Source organism: Maribacter forsetii DSM 18668, from assembly GCF_000744105.1.
Classification (GTDB): domain Bacteria; phylum Bacteroidota; class Bacteroidia; order Flavobacteriales; family Flavobacteriaceae; genus Maribacter; species Maribacter forsetii.
In genome coordinates this window covers 3,902,510-3,924,140 of the sequence record NZ_JQLH01000001.1, presented here as the reverse complement: position 1 = coordinate 3,924,140, position 21,631 = coordinate 3,902,510, and the positions used below count along the sequence as shown (strand labels likewise).

Below are 21,631 nucleotides of genomic sequence, written 5' to 3'. Positions count from 1 at the left end.
AGATGGAAATTGTACTAACAAATATTATAGTCAGACAAATGGCTGTCAACGATATACCGGGAGCAATGAAATTGGTTATTGCAGAAAATTGGAATCAAACCCAGATAGATTGGCAAATGTTTTTAGAACTGAATTCTAATTTGTGTCTTGTAGCAACATATAATAATGAAATAGTTGGTACGGTAACAGCTATAAATTATAAAAATGATGTTGCATGGATCGGGATGATGCTGGTATCTAAAGCCTTTCGAGGATTGGGAGTTAGTAAGAATCTATTGAATACGATTATTGAAAAATTAGAAGGCTGTAAATCAATAAAATTAGATGCGACTGCGGCAGGTATTCCAGTGTATAAAAAAATAGGTTTTCAAGAAGAACTGGAAGTTGACCGAATGATAACTACCGATTTTGATACAACTATAAATAATAGTAGTAGAGATACTGTTAGGGCTATATCAGTAAATGATATGGAAGAGTTATCTGCACTTGATTTGAATTATTTTGGAGCTAACAGACTTGATTTAATCAATTTTTTAAAGAAAAAAAATAAGGCATGGTGTCTTATAAGAAATGAGTGTATCGTAGCCTATGTTTTCTTAAGACCTGGCAGCAATTATTTTCAATTAGGTCCACTTATGGCAGAAACCGTAGATGATGCTTTAAACCTCATTGAGATCATTCTTGAACATAACATCGGTCAATCTATAGTAATCGATGTTTTGCATGATCAGTTCAAGTTCAAAGAGCGATTAGTTGGTTTAGGATTCTCTTTTCAAAGGTCATTTGTAAGAATGTATTTGAAAGACAATTCTTTTGCAGGTTTGTTAAATAAGCAATTTTTAATTGCGGGCCCAGAGTTGGGGTAGGTAGTTGGTCATTTTTTAGAGACTATTATAGTCGCTTAATATTAAAAAGAAAAGAATGAATTTAAAACGAAATATAATTGTAAGAGCTTTAAATGCTTGTGTTTTGTTGGTGGTAGTATTGAATTTTTCCTGTGCCGATACTAATAAAAAATCAAGTGAAAACACATCTTACCAAAAAGATTTATTTAAAAAGACTTTAGAGACTTCTCAATTGGCCGTTTCTGTTGTTGCTTCAGATTTGGAGTATCCTTGGGATCTTTGTTGGGGTGGGGAGGATAGTGATATTTTGTGGTTTACAGAAATAAAAGGAACAGTTAACCAATTGAATACGGATACTGGAGAAATAAAAACGCTATTACAGGTAGATGATGTGCTAGTTAAGAAATCTTATGGTCTTTTAGGTTTTGCTGTACATCCAGATATGGACCTACATCCTTATGTTTTCTTACATTACACCTATTCTAAAAATGATGAGATATGGTCTAAATTGGTTAGATATACTTATAAAGATGGTAAGTTAGAAACCCCTATAATATTGTTGGAGGATATACCTGGAAGAAGCTATCATAATGGAAGTAGAATTGTGATTTCTCCAGATAATAAAGTTTTCTTGTGCCTTGGTGATGCTGGAAAGAAAAGATTAGCTCAGAATACGAGTGTAATATCAGGTAAAATATTGAGATTAAATCTTGATGGTTCTATACCCGCCGATAATCCTATAAAAGATAGTCCTGTTTATTCTAGAGGTCACAGAAATGTGCAAGGTTTGGTGATGGTCAATAATATATTATATAGTTCGGAGCATGGCGAAGCTAATGATGATGAATTGAATATCATTAAAGCAAATGGCAATTATGGTTGGCCAGATGTTACAGGCTACTGCAATGAACCTTATGAAATTGCATACTGTAAAGATTCTACAATAGTAGAGCCTATAAAAGAATGGACACCGACCATTGCACCTTCAGGTATTGCTTATTTTGGTTCAAACACAATTCCTGAGTGGACTAACAGTATTCTGGTGGGTTCTCTAAAAGGTACAAGCTTAAGAGTTTTAAAACTTTCTTTGGACGGAACAAAAGTAGAAGGGGAGAGCGTAGCTTTCAATAGACAGTTTGGTAGAATAAGAGATGTTATCGTAGCGCCTAATGGCGATATATATTTATGTACTAGTAATAAAGACTGGCACCCAAAAGCCAATCCTGAATTTTATAGTGATGCAAAATTACCAATGATAGATGATGATCGCATAATTAGAATTCGACAGGCAAGTGACGATTTAAGGAGCAGTTTGGTAGAGATGACAGAGAAACAGACGCCTGTTGATAATGATGCTATGGCTAATGGTATTGCAGGTGCGGGTATGGCTGTTTATCAAAAATATTGTGCCTCTTGTCATAAAGCCGATGGTTCTGGTAGTGATGGTTTTTTTCCTCCATTATCCAAAACAGAAGGTGTTGGCGATAAAGAGAGATTCATGAAAAGTGTAATTGAGGGGGTGTCTGGTAAATTAGTAGTTCAAGGAAAAACATATAACCAAGATATGCCCAGTTTTAAATTTCTTACAGATAAAGAATTGGCAGATGTGCTTAGTTATGTAAGGGCATCATTTGGTAACGGTCACCCAAGTATTACTGAAGATGAAGTTGTAAAGTATAAAGTAGCACTTTAAAATTTGCAACTACCAGACTATTTAGAAATATAATATTTAATAGAAAAAACATAAATCATGAGTTCTAATAGAAGAAATTTTATAAAAAAAACAACGATTGCAGGTATGGGTTTGGCATCTGCCTCGGTATGGTCAAATTCAATTCTTGGTAGCAGCATTAATAATATACCAGCATCAAAATCAGGAGCCATTTATATGGGTGGTTTTTCCGCACCAAAATTAGATACCGTTAAATGTGCGTTTATAGGTGTAGGTGATCGAGGAGCCGGTCACGTTGAACAAATTTCCGCTATAGAAGGAACAGAGGTCGTTGCAATCAGCGACTTATATGAAGATTTAGCAGAAAGATCCGCGAAGGCTTGTATAGAGAACGGTGCAGGAACCCGACATAAGGATATTACTTTATATACCGATGGTGAAAACGATTGGAAAAAAATGCTAAAAAAGGAAAAGCCAGATGCAGTTTTTGTTTGTACTCCATGGTCTTTACACGCACCGATGGCTATTGAAGCTATGAAAAGCGGAGCACACGTTTTTGTGGAAGTTCCCCTTGCTTTGACTTTAGAAGAAATGTGGGAAATAGTTGATACTTCTGAGAAAACCCAGAAGCATTGTATGATGATGGAAAATGTCAATTATAATAGGGAAGAATTGCTCTATTTGAATATGTGTAGAAAGGGTGTTATTGGCGAATTACTTCATGGGGAGGCTGCCTACATTCATGAATTAAGATTTCAGATGAACGATGTAGAACGTGGCACTGGCTCTTGGCGAACATATGAATATGCAAATCGCGATGGTAACCTTTATCCAACACATGGTTTAGGTCCGGTTGCTCAATACATGAACCTGGCAAGGGGAGAAGATAACTTTAAATTTATAAACTCATTTTCTTCTCCGGGAAAAGGAAGGAATTTATATGCTGCTAAAAACTTTCCGCCTGACCATAAATGGAACCAATTAGATTTTAAGGGTGGTGATATAAATACATCTATCGTTAAAACGCATTTAGGTAGAACAATTATGGTTCAATGGGACGAAACTAGCCCTAGACCGTATACTAGACATAACCTGATTCAAGGAACAAAAGGTACTTTGACTGGTTTTCCAACTCGTGTTGCTTTAGAAGGTGGCGTAGAGGGAGGTCCTGGAAATCACCATGAATATGCCGAAGGAGAGCAATTACAAAAGATATTTGAAAAGTATGAACATCCATTATACCTACGCTTGGGAGAATTAGCAAAGAAAATGGGAGGCCATGGTGGAATGGACTTTATAATGAGATACCGTATTATTGAGTGTTTAAGAAATGGAGTGCCTTTAGATCAAAACGTATATGAAGGTTGTTATTGGAGTTCTGTTGGCGCATTAAGTGAAGCTTCTGTTGCACAAAATGGTGCCCCACAAGAGTTTCCTGATTTTACAAGAGGAAATTGGAAAACAACCAAGCCATTAGACATAATTAGTTAGGTCTAATGATTTAATCAATATTAATAATTTAAAAGATTACAAATTATGATTAACGTATTGGATCTTACAAAAAGACTCATAGCTATGGATACCGTAAACCCGCCGGGTAACGAGTATTATGCGGCTAAATATGTGGGTGAATTATTGGAGGAACATGGGTTTGATGTTGAATACGTACCTTTTGAAGGTAAACGAATACATGTTATTGCAGGAAAAGGATTTTCTGAAACTGATTTACCAATAGTTTTTACAGGGCATTTTGATACTGTTCCCTTAGGTTCTGAAAAATGGTCAGTAGATCCTTTTGGAGGAGAAGAGAAGAACGGAAAATTATATGGACGGGGATCAAGTGATATGAAAAGCGGAGTTGCTGCTATGGTTGTAGCTGCGATAAATGCTTTCTCATTAGGGTCTCCTGAAGGTGGCGTGAGGTTGGTATTAACAGCAGGTGAAGAATTGGGTTGCCAAGGCGCTAAAGATTTAATAAAAACATATCCAAGACTTGGTAAGGCAGGTGGTATTGTGGTTGGTGAACCAACTGCTAATATTCCGGCAATTGGTCATAAAGGCGGACTCTATCTTAATCTTTCATTTTCTGGGGTCACAGCTCATTCCTCTATGCCACATTTAGGAGAAAATGCAATTTATAAAGCAGCCAAGGCTATTTCAAAGATTGAAAAATTTGATTTTGACGTTGAAGAGGATGATTTGCTTGGTTTGCCGACAGTGAATGTAGGGAAGGTTTTTGGCGGGCAAAACATTAATTCTGTACCAGATTATGCTGAATTCACCATAGATGCTAGAACTACAACTAAAGTAGGTCACGATAAGCTTTTAGCTAAAATTAAAGACGAACTGGGAGAGGAAGTATCGATTGAAACCTTAACAGATTTAATAGCTGTTTCCACAGAAGAAAAAGACCCTTTTGTTCAAAGGGTATATAATGCTTGTGGTATTTCAGAGAATACTCCCGGCTATCCTAAAGCATTGCCTTATCTCACTGATGGCTCTGTACTACAAGGTGCATATGGAGGTATACCAACGGTTATTTTAGGTCCGGGTCAACCAGAAATGGCTCATCAAACAGATGAGTTTTGTTATATCGATAAGATAGAGGAAGTTGTAGAGATTTATACCAATATACTTTTAAAGAAAAACGCTATTACTCAATAAGTAATCCTTTTCTTTTGATTGTATGAAAGAAGAGCGATGTCTTGTTTAATTAAGTATTATTCAAAAAATAAATGAAAAATTCCTATTTACTATTCCTTTTTTTTACGCTAATAGGCAGTATGCATTCGTATGCACAGATAATTTATGTTGATGCATTATTGCCAACTGACTGTAATGGTACTTATTCTATTTCTAACCGTGCCTGTAATGGTGCGGATGGTGATGCTTATAAAACATTAAAATCGGTTGCGAATGCTACCACGGCAGGTACTCAGGTGTTGATTAGGGAGGGCGTATTTAAAGAACAGCTTAGTCCTCAATCCTCTGGGGAGGAGAACAATTATATTGTATTTAAAAATTATGGAAACGAAATAGTTGAGTTTACTGGAGCTTTGTTAGCCCCCGCTATTTCGATTGACCAAAAGCAATTTATTACTATAGACGGATTAAAATTTAAAGATTGCCCTCAATTTATGTCCATAAAAGCGGCTTCACATATTAATATTGAAAACTGTGAATTTGAAAACAGTACAATGTGGGAATCTTGTCAGCTAAAAGATATGGGCGATTATTTTCTTTTTAGAAATAATATCGTAAAAAATGGCACCGATCTACTTTCTATACAAGGGGGTAGTTATCATTTAATTGAAGGTAATACTTTTGATACGGCATCACATACATGTTTAGTTTTTATGGGGGTGCATGATTCTGCTATTCGGAATAACTCATTAATTAATCCGAATCAAAAGTTACTTGAAATATTTGCTACTCGTGATAGGGAATGGTCTGCCCCGTATCGTAAAAGCGAGCATATTCTAATTGAAAATAATCTCTTCGGACCTAATTCACATAGAGAAGGGCATTACAATGGTAAAGAGCCACCGGCAAGTTGGGGAATACAATTTGCAGGGGTAAAGTGTATTATGCGAAATAATATCTTCGCAGGGTGTGAAGGTGGTATGGATATTTGTGGATATGGTAAGGTTGGCGGTGGCGATGATTCTCCAGAAGCAGCTTTTAATTATAGCAATCGTTTTTACAATAATACAGTCTATTCCAATGGTGAAAAAGGTCGCTATGGCAGTGGACCAGGAATTAAGGTGTCACATAACTTACACACTGAATTTTACGATAATATCTTCATGAACAATATATTTTATGCAAATAGAATATTTAAGGATGCACATACAAAAAGAGATGTACCAAGTGTTCAAGTTGCTTTTAGCTCCTCTAGCAATCCCAGCGAAACCCGTTTTTATAATAATAACATTACAGCTCAGAGTAATAAAGATAAAGAGGTATTTTTTATAGGAAAGGAAGATAAAGGGTTTACTTTAAATGCATTTGAACAAACATATCCAGATTATATTCAGAATAATATTCAAGGAAATCCGCTATTTAAAATTGAAAATCCCAACCTAAAACATATTGTGAAAGACGATTATAGATTGTCAGAAGATAGTATTTGTATAGATGCAGGTGCATTTTTGACCTATGCAATTGGTGCAGGTGATACAGGTATTGTTTTGAAAGTCAAGGATCCTTATTTCTTTACTGATGGCTTTAGTATTGTTGAAGGAGATATCATTCGTGTTGGAGATAATGAAGTTCAGATAAAAAGTATTGATTATGACACGGGTTATATGATTTTAGAGAACGCGATACAATGGAAAGATAAAGCACCGGTAAGTTTATTGTATAAAGGTAATGCACCTGATATAGGAGCAATAGAAAGTTATTAATTTGGTAAACAAGATTTCTAGAACAACTTTAAAATATAGCATATGGAACGACGAAATTTTATAAGAAATTCAGCACTTGGCTTAGGTGCAGGTATTACACTGGCCCCTTCGATAGCAATAGCCTCTAATAGTGAAGAAAATTCATTACCTGAAAAATTACCAAGAGAAGTATGGATAGCTACGCTGACATTAACTAAGATTGATGCAGTTAGCCATGAAGAGATGGTTAATGAAGTTTTAGGTCACATGGAGGATATTGTCAATTACAATCCAGATATAATATGTCTTCCTGAAGTTTTTCCATTTTTCCATATTCCTACAAAGAGGATAGTCAAAGAAATAGCAGAGAAACCATCAGGAAAAATAATTAAGAGGTTTTCCGAATTTGCTAAAAAACATAAAACATATATTATTTGTCCATTGTATACTGTTGAAAATGGCACTTATTATAATGCTGCTGTTGTTATTGATAGAGAAGGTAAAGTATTGGGGGAATATAGAAAAGCACATCCAACAGAAGGAGAAATGCATAAAGGAGTTTCTCCTGGTCCAATCGACCCACCAGTATTTAAAACTGATTTCGGAACAATTGGGGTGCAAATTTGCTTTGACCTTGAATGGAATAATGGATGGGAAAAGCTGAAGGAAAAAGGAGCTGAGATTGTATTTTTCTGCTCCGCATATTCTGGAGGAAAAGCGATTAATACTAGGGCTTGGCAAAACAAATATTGTGTTGTGTCCAGTACAATTAATGGTACCGCTAAAATATGTGATGTAACTGGTGATGAAGTTGCAAAAACCGGGTTCTGGGACAAGTATTGGGCAATAGCACCATTAAATCTTGATAAAGCATTTTTACACACATGGCCATACATAAAGAAGTTCAAAGATATTCATGCTAAATATGGAAGAAAAGTAAAGATCACCAATTACGATGAAGAAGAATGGTCAATAATTGAAAGCCTATCTCCTGATATTAAGGTTGCGGATATCCTTGAGGAATTTGAGCTTAAAACGCATAGGCAACACATTAAAAGTGCTACAGATATGCAAAAGAAATTAAGAGCGTAATAGTCTTACAAAACTCAAGTAATTTAAACTATTTCATAAAAAAATGATTTTAAAACCAGTAACGCATAGAGCAGTACTTATAATCACGTTTCTTTTAATATCTGTTCAAGTTTTTTCTCATGGAGACTTAACTAAACGAATAAATCAGAAAACAAAAGAGATAGCAGAAAGTCCCAATGACTTTAAGTTATACTACGAAAGAGGTTTTTTATATCAACAACACGTTGAATTGAATAAGGCAATGGAAGATTATCTTAAATCTACATCTTTAGGCAATACAGATAAAGTCTTAATATATAGGATTGCAGAGGTTAACTATTTATCCGAAGACTATAAGAATGCCTTAACGAATATAGCAAAGTACTTAGAAGTAGATAGTGTAGATGTAAAAGCTAAAAAGCTTGAAGCTCAAATATTATACAAGTTAGAAGCGTATAAAGAATCTATAGCCGCTTACCATTTTGTTATGAATACTATGGTAGATATTCGACCAGAAGACATCTTGGAATATACTAGTATCATATTGACAGAAAACAATAAGAATTTCTCAAAGGCAATTGATATTATAGATTTTGGATTAACCAAAGTTGGCGAAAATACATTCTCACTTCAACTTAAAAAATTGGATTACTTAAAAGATTCAGGTCAAATCGAAAAAACAATAAAGCAATACAATTATTTTATTCTTGAATACCAAAGAAAAGAGTTCTGGTACTATCAAAAAGCAGCGTATTTAGTATCAATTAATAAGCCAAAAGATGCGAACATATCTTTGAAACTAGCTACCGCTACAATAGAAAAATTGGACGCTAAGTTTAAAAAAATGGATTCAATTTTAGAATTAAAAAAAGAAATTAAAAGCTTAGAAAGCACTATTAACAATTAGATATTATGATGAAGAAAATTACCCAAATAGTAATGTTGCTTTTTACCGTGCATTCATTTTCGCAAGCGGAAATAGTAGAGACTGCAATTGTTGAATCTATAAATAGCGCACCATCTATAACTGTAGAGAGGGGACCGTATTTACAAAGCGGAACACCTACAAGTGTAATTGTAAAATGGAGGACAAATATTGCAACAGAATCTGTAGTTAATTACGGTACAGTATTAAGTTCATTGTCGATGACTGAAAAGGATACTTCTTTGAAAACTGATCATCAAGTGACTTTATCTGGTTTGGTGCCGAATACGAAGTACTACTTTAATATTGGTAATAAAGGTGAAGTTCTATCTGAAGATCTTCTAGGAGATATGTATGTGATAACGGCACCAGTTAATGGAACAAAACAATTTGTTCGTGCATGGATATTAGGTGATCCTGGTACAGCAAATAATAGTCAAAGAGAAGTTCGAGATGCCTATTATGATTACGTAGCCTCAGCTCCAATAAACACAGGAAAAACTGATATGATGTTGTTCTTGGGTGATAACGCTTATAACACGGGTAAAGATGCTGAATATCAAAATGCCTTTTTTGATGTTTATGGAGATATGTTTAAAAAGTCTGTAGCATGGTCATGCTTAGGAAATCATGATGGTCAATCAGCAGATTCAGCTACACAATCTGGACCTTATTATGATATTTTTACTTTTCCAACAGAAGGGGAAGCTGGGGGTACCGCCTCAGGGACAGAAGCCTATTATTCTTTTGACTATGCCAACATTCATTTCATCATATTAGATTCTCACCATTCTAGTCGCGAAGTTGGTGGTGCTATGTATAATTGGGCATTAACAGATATTCAAAACACTAAACATGATTGGATTGTTACCTTATTTCACCATCCAGCATATTCCAAGGGGTCTCATGATTCTGATGAGGATCATAGACCTATAGAAATGAGAGAAAATTTTATGCCAATGTTAGAGGCTAATGGGGTTGATTTAGTTTTAAATGGGCACAGTCATTCATATGAGCGTTCTTATTTTTTAAACGGACACCAAGGTTTTGCAAATACTTTTAATCCTGATGAAATTTCTAAAGGTGGGCATACCGTTGGTTCAACAGGGTATGGAGATGGTAAAGCGGACAGCAATGGTGCATATGAAAAAAGTAAAGACGCAACGGAAGGTGCAGTTTATATAACGACGGGTTCTGCAGGTCAAATATCAGGTGGAGATTTAAATCACCAAGCCATGTATATATCCTTAAATCAACTAGGTTCTTGTGTTATGGAAGTAGAAGATGATGGTAAGGGAGGACAAAATTTGATTGTAAAGTTCATTAGAGAAAATAATGAAATCGATGATTATTTCACGATAAATAAAACAGGAATTGCAACACCAAATTTTAATGAAAATCAATCAGATCAAGAAAGTAAAATACTTACGTATATAGCAGATAGTAAGTTAATTACTATTACTGTAAATGAGAAAGAACGTTTAAAGAAGGTAAAATTCTATAATAGTATAGGCGAATTGGTTAGCAAAAGTAGAAGAAACACCATTAATGTAAGTAAGATGGCAAAAGGCTTATATGTTGTTGAGGTTGTCACAAATAAAAAGACATATACAGAATCTGTTACTATTAAGTAATCTACTAATTACGCTAATGTAATGCGTATTAATATCTCTAATCGAAAATGAAAAAGGGATGTATTTTATTAGGGTCAGTATTTGTCTGCTTTTTTATCTGGTCAGGTAAAAAGGTAGAGTATGCTGTATCTGAGACTATTCCGGAAAAAGTGGAGAAAGTATATGCAATCAATTTTCAAAGTTTTAAAAACGAAGTAGAAGTATTAGCAAGCCTAGCCGATAATTCAATGTTTGGAGATGAGTTACAATTGCAAAGGCAAGTTGGAAAAACGAGACTAGCTTATAAAAGGATCGAATTTATTTTTGATTATTACCAATCTGCATATAACGGAGCTTATATTAATGGGGCTCCTTTACCTAAAATAAGTGAATATTTTGAAGGAGGAAATATTATTGAGCCATCAGGTTTGCAGGCGTTAGATGAAGCTGTCTTTGAAGAAGCTTCCAAAAAGCAATTACAACGCATAAAAGTATTAGCAGCAGGATTAAGAACACATGTTGATTATGTTTCAAAAATACATTTTCCACTTCAATTAAAGCCCAGTCAAATTATTGAAAGCATCAGATCAGGATTGGTACGAATTTTCACTTTAGGTGTTACTGGTTTTGATACACCAGGATCTGTAAATGGAATACAAGAGAGTTATGTAAGCCTTCGGAGTATGAAAAATGCATTCATGTATTTTGATGCAGATATCCATCCTAAGGCAAAAACTAAATTCAATACTATCAATAAACTCTTTGAGAAAGGTGAAAGCTTATTAAACTCTAATATCAGTTTTAATGATTTTGATAGAATGGTTTTTTTAAAGGAAGTTGTGAATCCATTGTATGCAGAATTGTTAGAGTTTCAGAATTTAAATAATATTAAACTAGAGCCATATAGAAAGCATGCGCAAGATTATCAATCAAAAAATATTTTCGATATCAATTTTTTGAGCACTAATTTTTATTCGGAATTAGTATATCTGCCATTAGACAACCCTAAGACGATTGAATTAGGAAAGTTATTGTTTGAAGATAGTCAGTTATCCAAGAATAATACAATGTCTTGTTTAAGCTGCCATAATCCAAATCATGGTTTTACTGATGGGCTACCTAAAAGTGTATCAAATAAAGAAGGGTTTTTTACGGCAAGAAATTCGCCAACTATAATAAATGCAGGATATGCTACGCGATATTTTTGGGATATGCGTGAGTTTAACTTAGAAAAGCAAGTAACTCACGTTATTGATGATAATTTAGAGTTTAATACCAATTTTGATACGATAATTAGGAAGTTGAATAAAAATTCTAACTATCAAAAACTGTTTAAAGCTGCTTACGGCGGCATTGTAAAAAATGATATTAATGAGCGTTCAATAAGCAATGCTATTGCGGCTTATGTTAATTCTTTAAAATCATTTAATAGTGAGTTCGATAAATATGTGCGAAATGAAATTAATGAATATCCAGAGGATGCTAAAAGAGGCTTTAATTTATTCATGGGTAAAGGAGCTTGCGGTAGTTGTCATTTTGCACCAGTTTTTAATGGTAGTGTTCCTCCTTTTTACGTAGAATCTGAATCGGAAGTTTTAGGAATAATAAAAGGTTTCGATTCTGTAAATCCAAAATTAGATGAAGATTTAGGTAGAATGAATAATGGCTTAAAAGCAGATAACTATCCTTTTTTTAAAAATTCTTTCAAAACTGTTTCTGTCAGGAACGTAGAATTAACAGCACCTTATATGCATAATGGTTTATTTCTTTCATTGGAAGATGTATTAGAATTTTATAACCTTGGTGGAGGTGCCGGAATGGGACTGCCAGTTGAAAACCAAACATTATCTGATACACCTCTAAACCTGTCAAAGCAAGAAATTAAAGATATTATAACCTTTATGGAGTCACTAACAGATATTGCGGAATTTGAGACTAACACTAATTAGTTGAATCATCTGACCATTGCTAGTAATAGCGTACGAATTAAGAAATTCTATTTCAAAATATAATGCTATAAAAATAGGAGTCTTTACCTGCTAAAAATTAATTGATTAAATATTCTAAAAAATTAAAGTGAAACTATGAGAAAAGCTAAACTATTATTGATTTTTCTATTCGTTGTAAATATTTCTTTTTCTCAAGATGAAAGTAAAATAAAATGGTGGAATCCTGGAAATAGTGAGGTTCCTGTGATTGAAGGTAGAGGTTGGTCAAATGAAGGAAAATCTATTTACCATAGATTTCCCAAGAAAGCAGAAGTTACCGTAAGAGAGGATGTTTGGAATTTATCAAAACAGTCAGCGGGGTTATCTATACGGTTTCGTTCAAATGCAGACAGTATTAATATTAAGTATAGGCTAAAAGGATCTATTTCAATGAATCATATGCCGGCAACGGGCGTAAGCGGATTAGACTTGTATAGTAAAACATATGATGGTGAATGGCTTCGTTGTTGGGGTTCTTACTCAATTAAAACAGAAAGCGATTACTCATTTAAAATCGATGAAAAATCTGATTTTTATAAAAAGTACGGAAGGGAATACCAGCTGTTTTTACCATTGTATAACGAAATAGAAACGTTAGAGATTGGTGTGGTAGAAACGTATTTTTTTAAGGCGCTGCCCATACGAAATGAGAAACCTATTGTAGCTTATGGAACTTCTATTTGTCAAGGGGCATGCGCTTCTCGACCAGGAATGGCTTGGACTAGTATTTTAGAGCGAAAACTAGAACGACCGGTTATTAACCTTGGTTTTTCTGGAAATGGAATGTTAGAGCCCGAAGTAATTGATTTAATGACAGAGGTTGATGCAAAACTGTACATTTTAGATTGTTTGCCAAATTTACATCCAGATGAAGATGATATTTATTCGCTAACTATTGCTGCGGTAAAAAAACTAAAAATTAAAAGACCAATGGTACCTATAATTCTTACTTCTCATATAGGTTTTGCAGATGAATTAACTAATAAAAAAAGGGCTGGTTTAATTTTAAAACTTAATAATGAATTCGAAAAAGCTTTTAATGATTTAAAATCAGATGGGTTAGAAAACATTTTTCTATTGAAAAAACAGGATTTGAACTTTGATTTTGATATGTACGTGGATCATATACACCCTAATGATTATGGTATGATGCAATATGCAGATACCTATGAAAATAAAATAAGAGAAATACTAGATGAGCCAGTAGGGGAATTGAGTACAACCATGCCCAAAACACAAAGTAGAGATATTTCAGTCTATAATTGGGAAGAAAGGCATCAAGAGGTTCTTAAACTAAACAAAACGGATAAAACGAAAATATGCTTGATTGGCGATTCTATTATTAATTTTTGGGGAGGAGAACCAGAATCAACTATAGCAAGAGGACAAGGTTCGTGGAGTAATATTTTAGAACCTTTGGGCGTACGCAATTTTGGATTTGGTTGGGATAGAATAGAGAATGTACTCTGGAGAGTATATCACGACGAACTTGACGGTTTTGATGCCGAACAAATTATTTTAATGATTGGCACAAATAATTTAGATATTAATAGTGATATCGAGATTGCGAACGGATTGAAAGCTTTGATAGAAGCTATTAAAATACGTCAATTACAAACTACTATTAAGTTGATAGGCTTATTGCCAAGAACTGGTAAAGAAAAACGAATTAAAAGTCTAAATCTTAAATTGGCGGATTTAGCAAAATCAGAATCAATTGATTTTAATATTATTGGGAATTCATTACTAGGTGAAGATGGAAAAATAAACGAGTCGCTTTTTACAGATGGGTTACACCCCAATAATGAAGGCTATTTACTTTTAGGAAAGTCTCTTCAGCAATTAATAGAGGATTAATAATAATTAGTAAAAAAAGATAAAGAGTCGAAGGCTAACTATTGCAATATTTGAATCTAAAAACTAATATAGATTCTTAAAACGCATTGTGTCACTATATAACTACATTAATTTTCTTCACAACGGTAATAGGTGCAAAATATCATTCTGTCCTTAAAGATAATTTTTGTTCAAAAAACTAAGTCAATCAAAATTTATAGATATGTTGTTAGAAAAATTAAAATTTGCGTTCAGTAAATTTCAACACGATAGTGAATTTAAATCATACCAAGAATTGGCTTCAGGTCACATTAATTCTACTTATTTAATTATAACAGAATCTAAGCCAAACTTTATTTTGCAATGTATAAATGATAATGTTTTTAATGATGTGCAAGGGTTAATTTCAAATAAATTTAATATCAGTACTCATTTAAAAGAAAAACTGAAAGACTTATCGAAAGATGAATTGTATAGTAGTGTTTTAACTTTCATTGAAACTAAAGAAGGTAAGCCTTACTATAGAGCGAAGGACGGGAGTTATTGGAATTTAATGAATTATATAGATGACAGTATTACTTTTGAAACTGTAGACGATAAAGAGGTAGCATATGAAGCAGGTAAATTATTTGGAGGTTTTTTAAACTTGACTTATGATTATGATGCTACTAAATTAATCGAGGTTATACCAAAATTTCATGACATGTTTTTTAGATTTTCACAATTTCTAAAGGCAATAAAGGCATCCTCTAAAGAACGACTCACAAAATCACAAGAATGTATAGATTTCGCATTTGAGTTAAAGGAAGAAATGCATATTATTCAAAATCTTAAAGAATCTGGTAAAATAAACGTGCGAGTAACACATAACGATACTAAAATATCAAATGCATTATTTTGAAAAAGTAATAAAGGACTTTGTGTTATAGATACTGATACGGTAATGCCTGGAATTGTTCATTATGATTTTGGCGATGCCATTAGAACCATATGTAATGAGGCTGCCGAGGATGAGACCAATTTAGATTTAGTTGAATTTAATGTGGAGTATTATAAAGCTTATGAAAAAGGTTTTTTAGAGAAAATTAGAACCACGTTAACTGCATTAGAATTGCAATATTTGCCATTAGGAGCAAAAACGATGATGTTTATAATGGGGCTTAGGTTTTTAACAGATTATTTAAATAACGATGTATATTATAAAATAAAGTATGCTGAACATAATTTAGATAGAGTAAAAAATCAGTTCAAACTAGTTCAAAGTTTTAGTAAAAAAATGAATCAATTATAATTTAAAATTGAGTTTATTTACATCAGATTTCTTGCTTTTAGATTATAATATCTGATATAATTTATTTTATACAAACATTAAGGAATAATACCATGAGTTACATGAATAAATTTGGTGCTGAAGATTTAGATTATCTTTTACATCATGAAGAGGGATTAAAATGTTGGCAAACCGATTACAGGTTATTAAGAGAGCGAGATGATAAATATGATACGCTTGTAAGATTAGGAGGTATGCAAGATTTTAAAAACTTGTGTGAATTGGATAAACCTAAACTAATGCAGAGACAACGCCCATTGTTTACTTGATAATAGAGATTTAAATGCTGCAACTTTAATTTGAAAGATTGTTTAAGTACAGACTTTAAATCGTTTTAAAAGCAATTGCTTTTAATTCTTGCTCAATTCTAGAGATTCCATATTTAGTTGCTACATTTCTCCAACTTGCAACGGCTGTTAATACTTCCTTTTTAATAGCATTAGCTTTATTTTTTGGTAATCTAAAGTATTCGGAGACTTCCATTGCTAATTCTAAATCTAATGAATTATCCTCGTCAGAGATATTCAGTTTTAAACCGGTACCAGTTTCTACAGGGTTAATATCGTATGCTGGTGATAGCACCCACCCATCATTGGTAAGTAAAAAACCGTGATTTCTTAGATGGTCATCTGTATTTGTTACACATATACTAAATACAATTCTACGCCATAGCTGTTCTAGGTCCTCGTCCACGTTTGCCCCATTATTCTGTATAAAATCAACAAGTTCTAGGTAGCTAGCACCATCAGAATGGTCTTGCCCATCTTTATAGCCAAGCATGGTCATTGCAGATGCAAAATGTATTCTCTTTCCATTATTTTCTCGATCAAATCTTTTGGTTAGAAAAGTATAATAATTTGAAGAGAATTTTTGCGCTTTGGATTCCGCCATATTTATTCCTGCTAAAATGGCTAATTCATATACTACGATTTCCCACCCGCCAATGTCACCTTGGTCATTTCTACTTGGAAATTTTGCTATCCAAAGTGCACCATCATTATCTATAATACCAGCTTTGGGTCTTGCTCCTCCTAACGATGCTCCAGGTGCAATTAACATACTTAACCATTTTAGATATTCTGGGTCATCAATAACATCATCATCTTCTAATCGTAAACTTATTTGCTCAAGCTCTCTAAGAGAAGTCCAAGGTGGACTTGCCATTTCCTTATTATCGTTTAAAAATGGACCATCTACTTGCGCTTTAAATCTGAGCGCTCCCATTCTATGACCGTCAAAAACACCAAGTAGGTAATCGGTTTCGAATAATTTATTTTCTTCTCTATTATTAGTTCTCGCTAGAGCAGCTTCTCTTCTACGCATTAAAATTCGTCCCCAACGGTCTGGTGAAGAGTCTAGAAATATTCCAAAATTATTTTCATCGTCATTAAGATATTGTAATCCCGAATATAACTGTAAGTTTGGGTCTAATAATTGTGCGTGTTCACTCTGCAACCATTCGGCTGCATATTCAAAAGAAAATAGCTCTTTGCCCTTTAAGCGGTCGGAATGTAGAATTCCCATAAGTAAAGGGTTTTCCATGCCCGACCAATGTGCGTAAACGGCTATAGCTTTCTTATTATTTGGTTTAGCCATTTTTATCTTTTCGTTTAGGAGCCCTTTCGTTGGTACTTATATTGGCATCTTGTAATTTTCTTCCTAAAACGTCATCCTTAGCGAGTAAGAGAAAATCTTTTTCCAATCCCAATACTTGAAGAACTAATAAATAGGAGCCAATACTAACTGTAGGTGCGCCCTTTTCAATAGAGGATAAAGTTGGTCTACTAATATTTGCTCTTTCGGCTACCTGCTCAGAACTAAATTTTCTTCTCAAGCGTGCGAGCTTTATATTCTCGCCCATTTCTTCAAGAATCCTCTTAGTTTTAGGTAGAATTATGATATTCTTTTTAGGCATAACGCTAATTATATTTTACAAATATAATCATTTATGTAAATTATATTTAGTGTTATAAGGTAATTCGTGTAAGTTGTACTTTCATGAACTTCTAAAAACTAATAGAACAACCATGCTTTCCATACTCATGGTTATAGATAATTTAGCATATAATATCATACTAAATGTTTTATATAATCCATATCAAAACATTTCTCACAACCACCAGGGTTTTTATAGGTTTCTAAAAACTCTAATTGATTTTCGACCTCTGTCATCATTTCCATACCGCAGATGCCGCAATGGTCATAGATTTTAACATCTGAATAAATTTTTGCGATTTCGAAAAGTTGAACAGAATTTAAGTCATGTTTTTCAGCTACATCGCAGGGTTTATTCTTAAAGGTATCTCCATTAAAGGACCAATAATCTTCCAGTATTTTCACGTACTTGTGAGGTACAAGTTCAACAGCCGATAAAATGCATTTCTTTTTAAAATTTCCCATAAAAAAGCGTGGAACTGAACTAGCAGGAAAGGAAGGTATCGCCAAACACCCGACAACCAAGCAAGAACAGCCCACGCAGTGGCGTGGGCGTTTTACTCTGATTTTGGTTGTCATTAAAAACTGGCGATTTTTCCTAACCAAATCAAAAGCGAAACGCTTTTGTATGTATTTTAAAAGTTCTTTATGTTCCTATTTTAAGATTAATTAATGTTATTAGAATCCAAATTTACTGAATATAAATGATTGGGAATTTAAAGGTGTTTACTGATTTGTTTCTTTAAATACTCAGAACAGTTTATATTTAACCGTGGTTAAAAAAGTAGTGTACATAGATATGGATGATGTAATTTGTAATTACAGCAAAGCACATAAAAAGGCATTGATAGAACAACCGGAAATTCTATTCCCGCAAAGTCAGCCTGGTTTCTTTGAGAATTTAGAGCCTTTGAATAATGCAATCGAATCTTTTCACTTCTTTTTGAAAAGCGATTATTTTCAGCCATTTATACTTACCGCACCTTCTATATTTAATCCTTTATGCTATACCGAGAAAAGACTTTGGGTAGAAAAGCATTTAGGCTTGGAAATAGTTGATAGATTAATAATTTCTAGTCATAAAGGTTTATTAATAGGAGATTATTTAATTGATGACCATAGAGACGGTCGAGGTCAAGAACATTTTAAAGGTACACTTCTGCAATTCGGACAGTCTAATTTTAAAGATTGGGATGCGGTTATTTCATATTTTAATGAGAAGTATTGAGAGGTTGGTAATTGATGCTTAATCGGAATCGATTGTTTTATTGGATTAAATCATATTTAAAATGCTCATATATCATAACCATTGCTAGAGTGTCCAATTCACAATACTTTAGTAGCGCTGTAGTTATTTCTTCCCGTTCATTATCATCCATTTCAACATATTGCAGTTTTGCGTAAGCGGTTAATGCAGCGCCACCATCTGCAATATTATCTAGTTCAGATATAGTATTATCTAAATCAAATGTACTCCATCCATCAAATAGGGGCGGTAGCATTTTATATGGATTTATAACTTCGTCATCCTTTTTTTGAAGCCAGATGATATCTGATTCGAAGTTGGTACTTCCTACATTAATCTCATTAATTGGTTTTGAATATTTTTCTTGCAGAAATGAGCTTGAATAGATGCTGGCTGGTAATACTACTTTTATACTATTAGAACCTTTTGTTATGGGATTGTAATAATAATCTTTTACTACTTTGTTTAAGTCAATCATACTGCGGTTACCAGTCCATTGATCTGTATTGTCTTTGGTAGATGTAGAAATAGATTTTAAAAATGTGATTAATTCAACTTTATCTAGTTCTGTACTAGAGGATAATTGTGAAATAATTGCATTCACTATTGTATTTTCATGTGCGGCAAATCTAAAGATGGTCCCTTGATCTTTTGAAAGTGATTTTTGAAGTGCACGTGCAAATTCAAAATTTGGAAATTCTCCTGGTGTATTATTGATGTATTCACTTTTATGCTCAATACTTCCATCTTTATTTAATTGATGATGCGAGAATTGAAAAGCAACTTGCTCGTAAGGCTTTCTGCCCTTAGTAAAAGGTAAAGCTACTGTGCTCGTCTCAAAGTCTATAAAGTGCAATGGATATTGCCAAGAGTTCATCTCTTCTTTTAACTCATTCTTCAAAACAAAAATGGTGTTATCATCTTGTTGTGCTTTCTCGATCTGTATCCATTGTCTTTCAGAAGCAGATAGTCTTCCAGCTTCAAATTTTATATTTATGTCATTTTCCGTAAGTTCTGACATTAACAATCTGTTTTCCTCTACAAGATTTTTACCTCTAAAATTCCATATTTCAAAAGCATTAGATTTTTCAAAATCTATTGATTTCCAGCCATGTTGTTTTTTGAAACAGTATTTAAAACCAGATTTTAATCCTTCTGCTTCTTGTTCTAAAGTTGTTTTAAATTGGCACCCTTTACAATTACCGAATTTTGTGGGCCAATTTAAATAGTTATCATTTTGATACGCGTCTTTGAATAAATGTATAGACTCTTCAAAGGATAAATTATCAAAGTAAGGATACTCATTTGCAATAATTTTATTGATAATTGAATCTACATTGATTTCTGATAAAACGGACTCGCCAATTTCGCTAATCGAAGTTATGCTTGAAGTTGCATCTGTTCGTGGATTACCTTCTTTTGGTATCCTAAATAACTGATTAAGACCATCAACCTTTGCAGTTTTTGTCTTGTCTGCCATTAATAGAAATGCTTCAAATGTAAATTCAGGATAAGCTTTTTGGGCAACATATTTTTGAAACGCCAAATCAAATAGGTAAGGCTTCCATCCACTATTTATTCCTCCTCTTTTACCTATAAATAAGTGTTCGTAACTCGGGTCAAAAGATTTTGCTTTAACTTCTATAAGTTTAATATGGTTTCCCTTTTTCGATAATATATCTGTACGTATAAAAAGTCTTTCATATGCTATTGCTGCTTCATATATGGATATAGAATCTTTTTCTAATTGAGATTTTGTCAGATTTACAGCAAGATCATATTCATAATTTTTGGTATCAATAAAAGCACCTTCCGGATAATGTAACCGAGCAAGAGCCTCTACCTGAAAGCCACCTTCAGCTAATGCTTGAAAAAAAGAATCATCAGCACTCTGATTGGCATACGCTGTTTTAGATGTAAAAAACAATTTATTAGGGCATTCTAAGCCAAGTTTAAATCGAGATTTTGATAGTGGTTTTATCATTTTTTAAATTCAATAATTACATTGTTTTCTTCTATAATTACCAGTGCCTTCAATATATCTCCGAGAGCATAGTTATTTTTCAACCAATTGACTAGATCATTTCCATAGTATAATCTTATAGAATTATCGGGATTTGTCGTTCTGTCAATTTTAGCAATAAGTTTTGGTCCATCTTCTAATCTTAATTCTATATCGGTTAACGATTCTTTTATATATTGACTAATGCCTTTCCTCAAATTAAAGAAGCCTTTGTTGTAATAAGTGGTTCCTAATTTAATTTCGGATTCTAATTTTTTAGTCCCTTTGTAATTAACAGATAAAGTTTCAAGTTCTATTTCTTCGCTTGTAGTTATTGTATTTTTTCCGTGTTTATTCCAAGTTGGACTAATGGAATACACTAATGAATCTTCAAGACCAGCTGCTATGTTAAGATTAAAGCCACCCCAATTTAAAGGCAGAACATCTTTGAAAATGTAAATCGAAACAGAACTGCCTTGATCCAAAGTATTTAAGATTTCTTTATTTACCCGAATATTTGTTTTTTGTCCTTTACCTGGGTTTGCATATTCGTACATTCTTTGGTTAAGGGTTCTTGTGGTTTTGCCAATATATTTTATCTCTTCATTTTCATGTTCTTCCTCAGTTGTAAAAGCATATAAAACATTGTTAACGTTAAGGTCGATATTGGAAATTTCTTTAAATATGGGTGTTAGCTTGTTTTCAGAAGACTTCCATGAACCAATTTTTTCAAAGTTTATATCGATTAGTAGTTGCGCTGAAACAGATTCTTGATTCTTCATG

General features: G+C 33.4%; 19 protein-coding genes. 14 read left to right on the top strand and 5 right to left on the bottom strand.

Annotation, left to right across the window (positions count from 1 at the left end; all coding sequences use genetic code 11):
* Positions 1-2 precede the first annotated feature (2 nt).
* The 13 genes from P177_RS16680 to P177_RS16625 all read left to right on the top strand — a co-directional run bounded on the left by P177_RS16680 (position 3) and on the right by P177_RS16625 (position 15,934).
* Positions 3-866, top strand: a complete 864-nt coding sequence (locus P177_RS16680) for a GNAT family N-acetyltransferase (RefSeq protein ID WP_084684724.1) — start codon at positions 3-5, stop codon at positions 864-866.
* 55 nt (positions 867-921) lie between these two features.
* Positions 922-2,538: a PQQ-dependent sugar dehydrogenase gene (locus P177_RS16675; protein ID WP_084684723.1), complete on the top strand. Its 1,617-nt coding sequence runs from the start codon at positions 922-924 to the stop codon at positions 2,536-2,538.
* 57 nt (positions 2,539-2,595) lie between these two features.
* On the top strand, positions 2,596-4,008 hold the full coding sequence (locus P177_RS16670) for a Gfo/Idh/MocA family protein (protein ID WP_036156583.1): 1,413 nt from the start codon (positions 2,596-2,598) through the stop codon (positions 4,006-4,008).
* 45 nt (positions 4,009-4,053) lie between these two features.
* Complete coding sequence (locus tag P177_RS16665; protein WP_051941889.1) at positions 4,054-5,181, top strand: M20 family metallopeptidase; 1,128 nt, start codon at positions 4,054-4,056, stop codon at positions 5,179-5,181.
* A gap of 71 nt (positions 5,182-5,252) precedes the next feature.
* Positions 5,253-6,923 carry a right-handed parallel beta-helix repeat-containing protein gene (locus P177_RS16660; protein ID WP_084684722.1) on the top strand — a complete coding sequence of 557 codons (1,671 nt, stop codon included), beginning with the start codon at positions 5,253-5,255 and terminating at the stop codon, positions 6,921-6,923.
* Positions 6,924-6,965: 42 nt separating this feature from the next.
* Positions 6,966-7,994: a carbon-nitrogen hydrolase family protein gene (locus P177_RS19525; RefSeq protein ID WP_051941888.1), complete on the top strand. Its 1,029-nt coding sequence runs from the start codon at positions 6,966-6,968 to the stop codon at positions 7,992-7,994.
* A gap of 43 nt (positions 7,995-8,037) precedes the next feature.
* Positions 8,038-8,880: a tetratricopeptide repeat protein gene (locus tag P177_RS16650; protein ID WP_036156577.1), complete on the top strand. Its 843-nt coding sequence runs from the start codon at positions 8,038-8,040 to the stop codon at positions 8,878-8,880.
* 5 nt (positions 8,881-8,885) lie between these two features.
* Positions 8,886-10,532 carry a metallophosphoesterase gene (locus tag P177_RS16645; protein WP_051941887.1) on the top strand — a complete coding sequence of 549 codons (1,647 nt, stop codon included), beginning with the start codon at positions 8,886-8,888 and terminating at the stop codon, positions 10,530-10,532.
* Positions 10,533-10,579: 47 nt separating this feature from the next.
* A complete protein-coding gene (locus P177_RS16640) occupies positions 10,580-12,460 on the top strand; it encodes a cytochrome-c peroxidase (RefSeq protein ID WP_051941886.1) in 1,881 nt (626 codons plus the stop codon).
* 135 nt (positions 12,461-12,595) lie between these two features.
* A complete protein-coding gene (locus P177_RS16635; protein ID WP_036156575.1) occupies positions 12,596-14,356 on the top strand; it encodes an SGNH/GDSL hydrolase family protein in 1,761 nt (586 codons plus the stop codon).
* Positions 14,357-14,558: 202 nt separating this feature from the next.
* Positions 14,559-15,236: an aminoglycoside phosphotransferase/kinase family protein gene (locus P177_RS20415; RefSeq protein WP_084684721.1), complete on the top strand. Its 678-nt coding sequence runs from the start codon at positions 14,559-14,561 to the stop codon at positions 15,234-15,236.
* A 42-nt stretch (positions 15,237-15,278) separates the two neighbouring features.
* A complete protein-coding gene (locus tag P177_RS20410) occupies positions 15,279-15,626 on the top strand; it encodes a hypothetical protein (protein ID WP_084684720.1) in 348 nt (115 codons plus the stop codon).
* 92 nt (positions 15,627-15,718) lie between these two features.
* Positions 15,719-15,934, top strand: coding sequence for a hypothetical protein (locus P177_RS16625; protein ID WP_157486600.1), 216 nt, complete (start codon positions 15,719-15,721; stop codon positions 15,932-15,934).
* 55 nt (positions 15,935-15,989) lie between these two features.
* On the opposite strand, the gene P177_RS16620 is transcribed toward P177_RS16625, so the two are convergent.
* The 3 genes from P177_RS16620 to P177_RS16610 all read right to left on the bottom strand — a co-directional run bounded on the left by P177_RS16620 (position 15,990) and on the right by P177_RS16610 (position 18,065).
* On the bottom strand, positions 15,990-17,261 hold the full coding sequence (locus P177_RS16620) for a type II toxin-antitoxin system HipA family toxin (RefSeq protein ID WP_036156569.1): 1,272 nt from the start codon (positions 17,259-17,261) through the stop codon (positions 15,990-15,992).
* The gene (locus P177_RS16615) at positions 17,254-17,526 is read right to left on the bottom strand and encodes a helix-turn-helix domain-containing protein (RefSeq protein WP_262493329.1); all 273 of its coding nucleotides are present in this window, start codon (positions 17,524-17,526) and stop codon (positions 17,254-17,256) included. The genes P177_RS16620 and P177_RS16615 overlap by 8 nt, the downstream gene beginning before the upstream one ends.
* A 209-nt stretch (positions 17,527-17,735) precedes the next feature.
* On the bottom strand, positions 17,736-18,065 hold the full coding sequence (locus P177_RS16610; protein ID WP_036156566.1) for a hypothetical protein: 330 nt from the start codon (positions 18,063-18,065) through the stop codon (positions 17,736-17,738).
* Between the two features lie 307 nt (positions 18,066-18,372).
* Here P177_RS16610 and P177_RS16605 point away from each other — a divergent pair, with 307 nt between their 5' ends.
* The gene (locus P177_RS16605) at positions 18,373-18,828 is read left to right on the top strand and encodes a 5' nucleotidase, NT5C type (protein WP_209435198.1); all 456 of its coding nucleotides are present in this window, start codon (positions 18,373-18,375) and stop codon (positions 18,826-18,828) included.
* Between the two features lie 37 nt (positions 18,829-18,865).
* Here the strand turns inward: P177_RS16605 and P177_RS16600 are convergent, their stop codons facing one another.
* Together P177_RS16600 and P177_RS19520 are read right to left on the bottom strand one after the other, a co-directional pair.
* The gene (locus P177_RS16600) at positions 18,866-20,830 is read right to left on the bottom strand and encodes a DUF2779 domain-containing protein (RefSeq protein ID WP_036156562.1); all 1,965 of its coding nucleotides are present in this window, start codon (positions 20,828-20,830) and stop codon (positions 18,866-18,868) included.
* On the bottom strand, positions 20,827-21,630 hold the full coding sequence (locus P177_RS19520) for a GIY-YIG nuclease family protein (protein WP_051941885.1): 804 nt from the start codon (positions 21,628-21,630) through the stop codon (positions 20,827-20,829). Before P177_RS19520 ends, P177_RS16600 begins: the two co-directional genes overlap by 4 nt.
* Position 21,631 lies beyond the last annotated feature (1 nt).

Bases quoted from the DNA above. Each gene is read 5' to 3' on its own strand.
- P177_RS20415 (WP_084684721.1), top strand. From the start codon at position 14,559: ATGTTGTTAGAAAAATTAAAATTTGCGTTCAGTAAATTTCAACACGAT.
- P177_RS16640 (WP_051941886.1), top strand. From the start codon at position 10,580: ATGAAAAAGGGATGTATTTTATTAGGGTCAGTATTTGTCTGCTTTTTT.
- P177_RS16610 (WP_036156566.1), bottom strand. From the start codon at position 18,065: ATGGGAAATTTTAAAAAGAAATGCATTTTATCGGCTGTTGAACTTGTA.
- P177_RS16680 (WP_084684724.1), top strand. From the start codon at position 3: ATGGAAATTGTACTAACAAATATTATAGTCAGACAAATGGCTGTCAAC.
- P177_RS19525 (WP_051941888.1), top strand. From the start codon at position 6,966: ATGGAACGACGAAATTTTATAAGAAATTCAGCACTTGGCTTAGGTGCA.
- P177_RS16670 (WP_036156583.1), top strand. From the start codon at position 2,596: ATGAGTTCTAATAGAAGAAATTTTATAAAAAAAACAACGATTGCAGGT.
- P177_RS16665 (WP_051941889.1), top strand. From the start codon at position 4,054: ATGATTAACGTATTGGATCTTACAAAAAGACTCATAGCTATGGATACC.
- P177_RS16600 (WP_036156562.1), bottom strand. From the start codon at position 20,830: ATGATAAAACCACTATCAAAATCTCGATTTAAACTTGGCTTAGAATGC.
- P177_RS20410 (WP_084684720.1), top strand. From the start codon at position 15,279: ATGCCTGGAATTGTTCATTATGATTTTGGCGATGCCATTAGAACCATA.
- P177_RS16625 (WP_157486600.1), top strand. From the start codon at position 15,719: ATGAGTTACATGAATAAATTTGGTGCTGAAGATTTAGATTATCTTTTA.
- P177_RS16675 (WP_084684723.1), top strand. From the start codon at position 922: ATGAATTTAAAACGAAATATAATTGTAAGAGCTTTAAATGCTTGTGTT.
- P177_RS16650 (WP_036156577.1), top strand. From the start codon at position 8,038: ATGATTTTAAAACCAGTAACGCATAGAGCAGTACTTATAATCACGTTT.
- P177_RS16645 (WP_051941887.1), top strand. From the start codon at position 8,886: ATGATGAAGAAAATTACCCAAATAGTAATGTTGCTTTTTACCGTGCAT.
- P177_RS16635 (WP_036156575.1), top strand. From the start codon at position 12,596: ATGAGAAAAGCTAAACTATTATTGATTTTTCTATTCGTTGTAAATATT.
- P177_RS16660 (WP_084684722.1), top strand. From the start codon at position 5,253: ATGAAAAATTCCTATTTACTATTCCTTTTTTTTACGCTAATAGGCAGT.
- P177_RS16615 (WP_262493329.1), bottom strand. From the start codon at position 17,526: ATGGGCGAGAATATAAAGCTCGCACGCTTGAGAAGAAAATTTAGTTCT.
- P177_RS16620 (WP_036156569.1), bottom strand. From the start codon at position 17,261: ATGGCTAAACCAAATAATAAGAAAGCTATAGCCGTTTACGCACATTGG.
- P177_RS19520 (WP_051941885.1), bottom strand. From the start codon at position 21,630: ATGAAGAATCAAGAATCTGTTTCAGCGCAACTACTAATCGATATAAAC.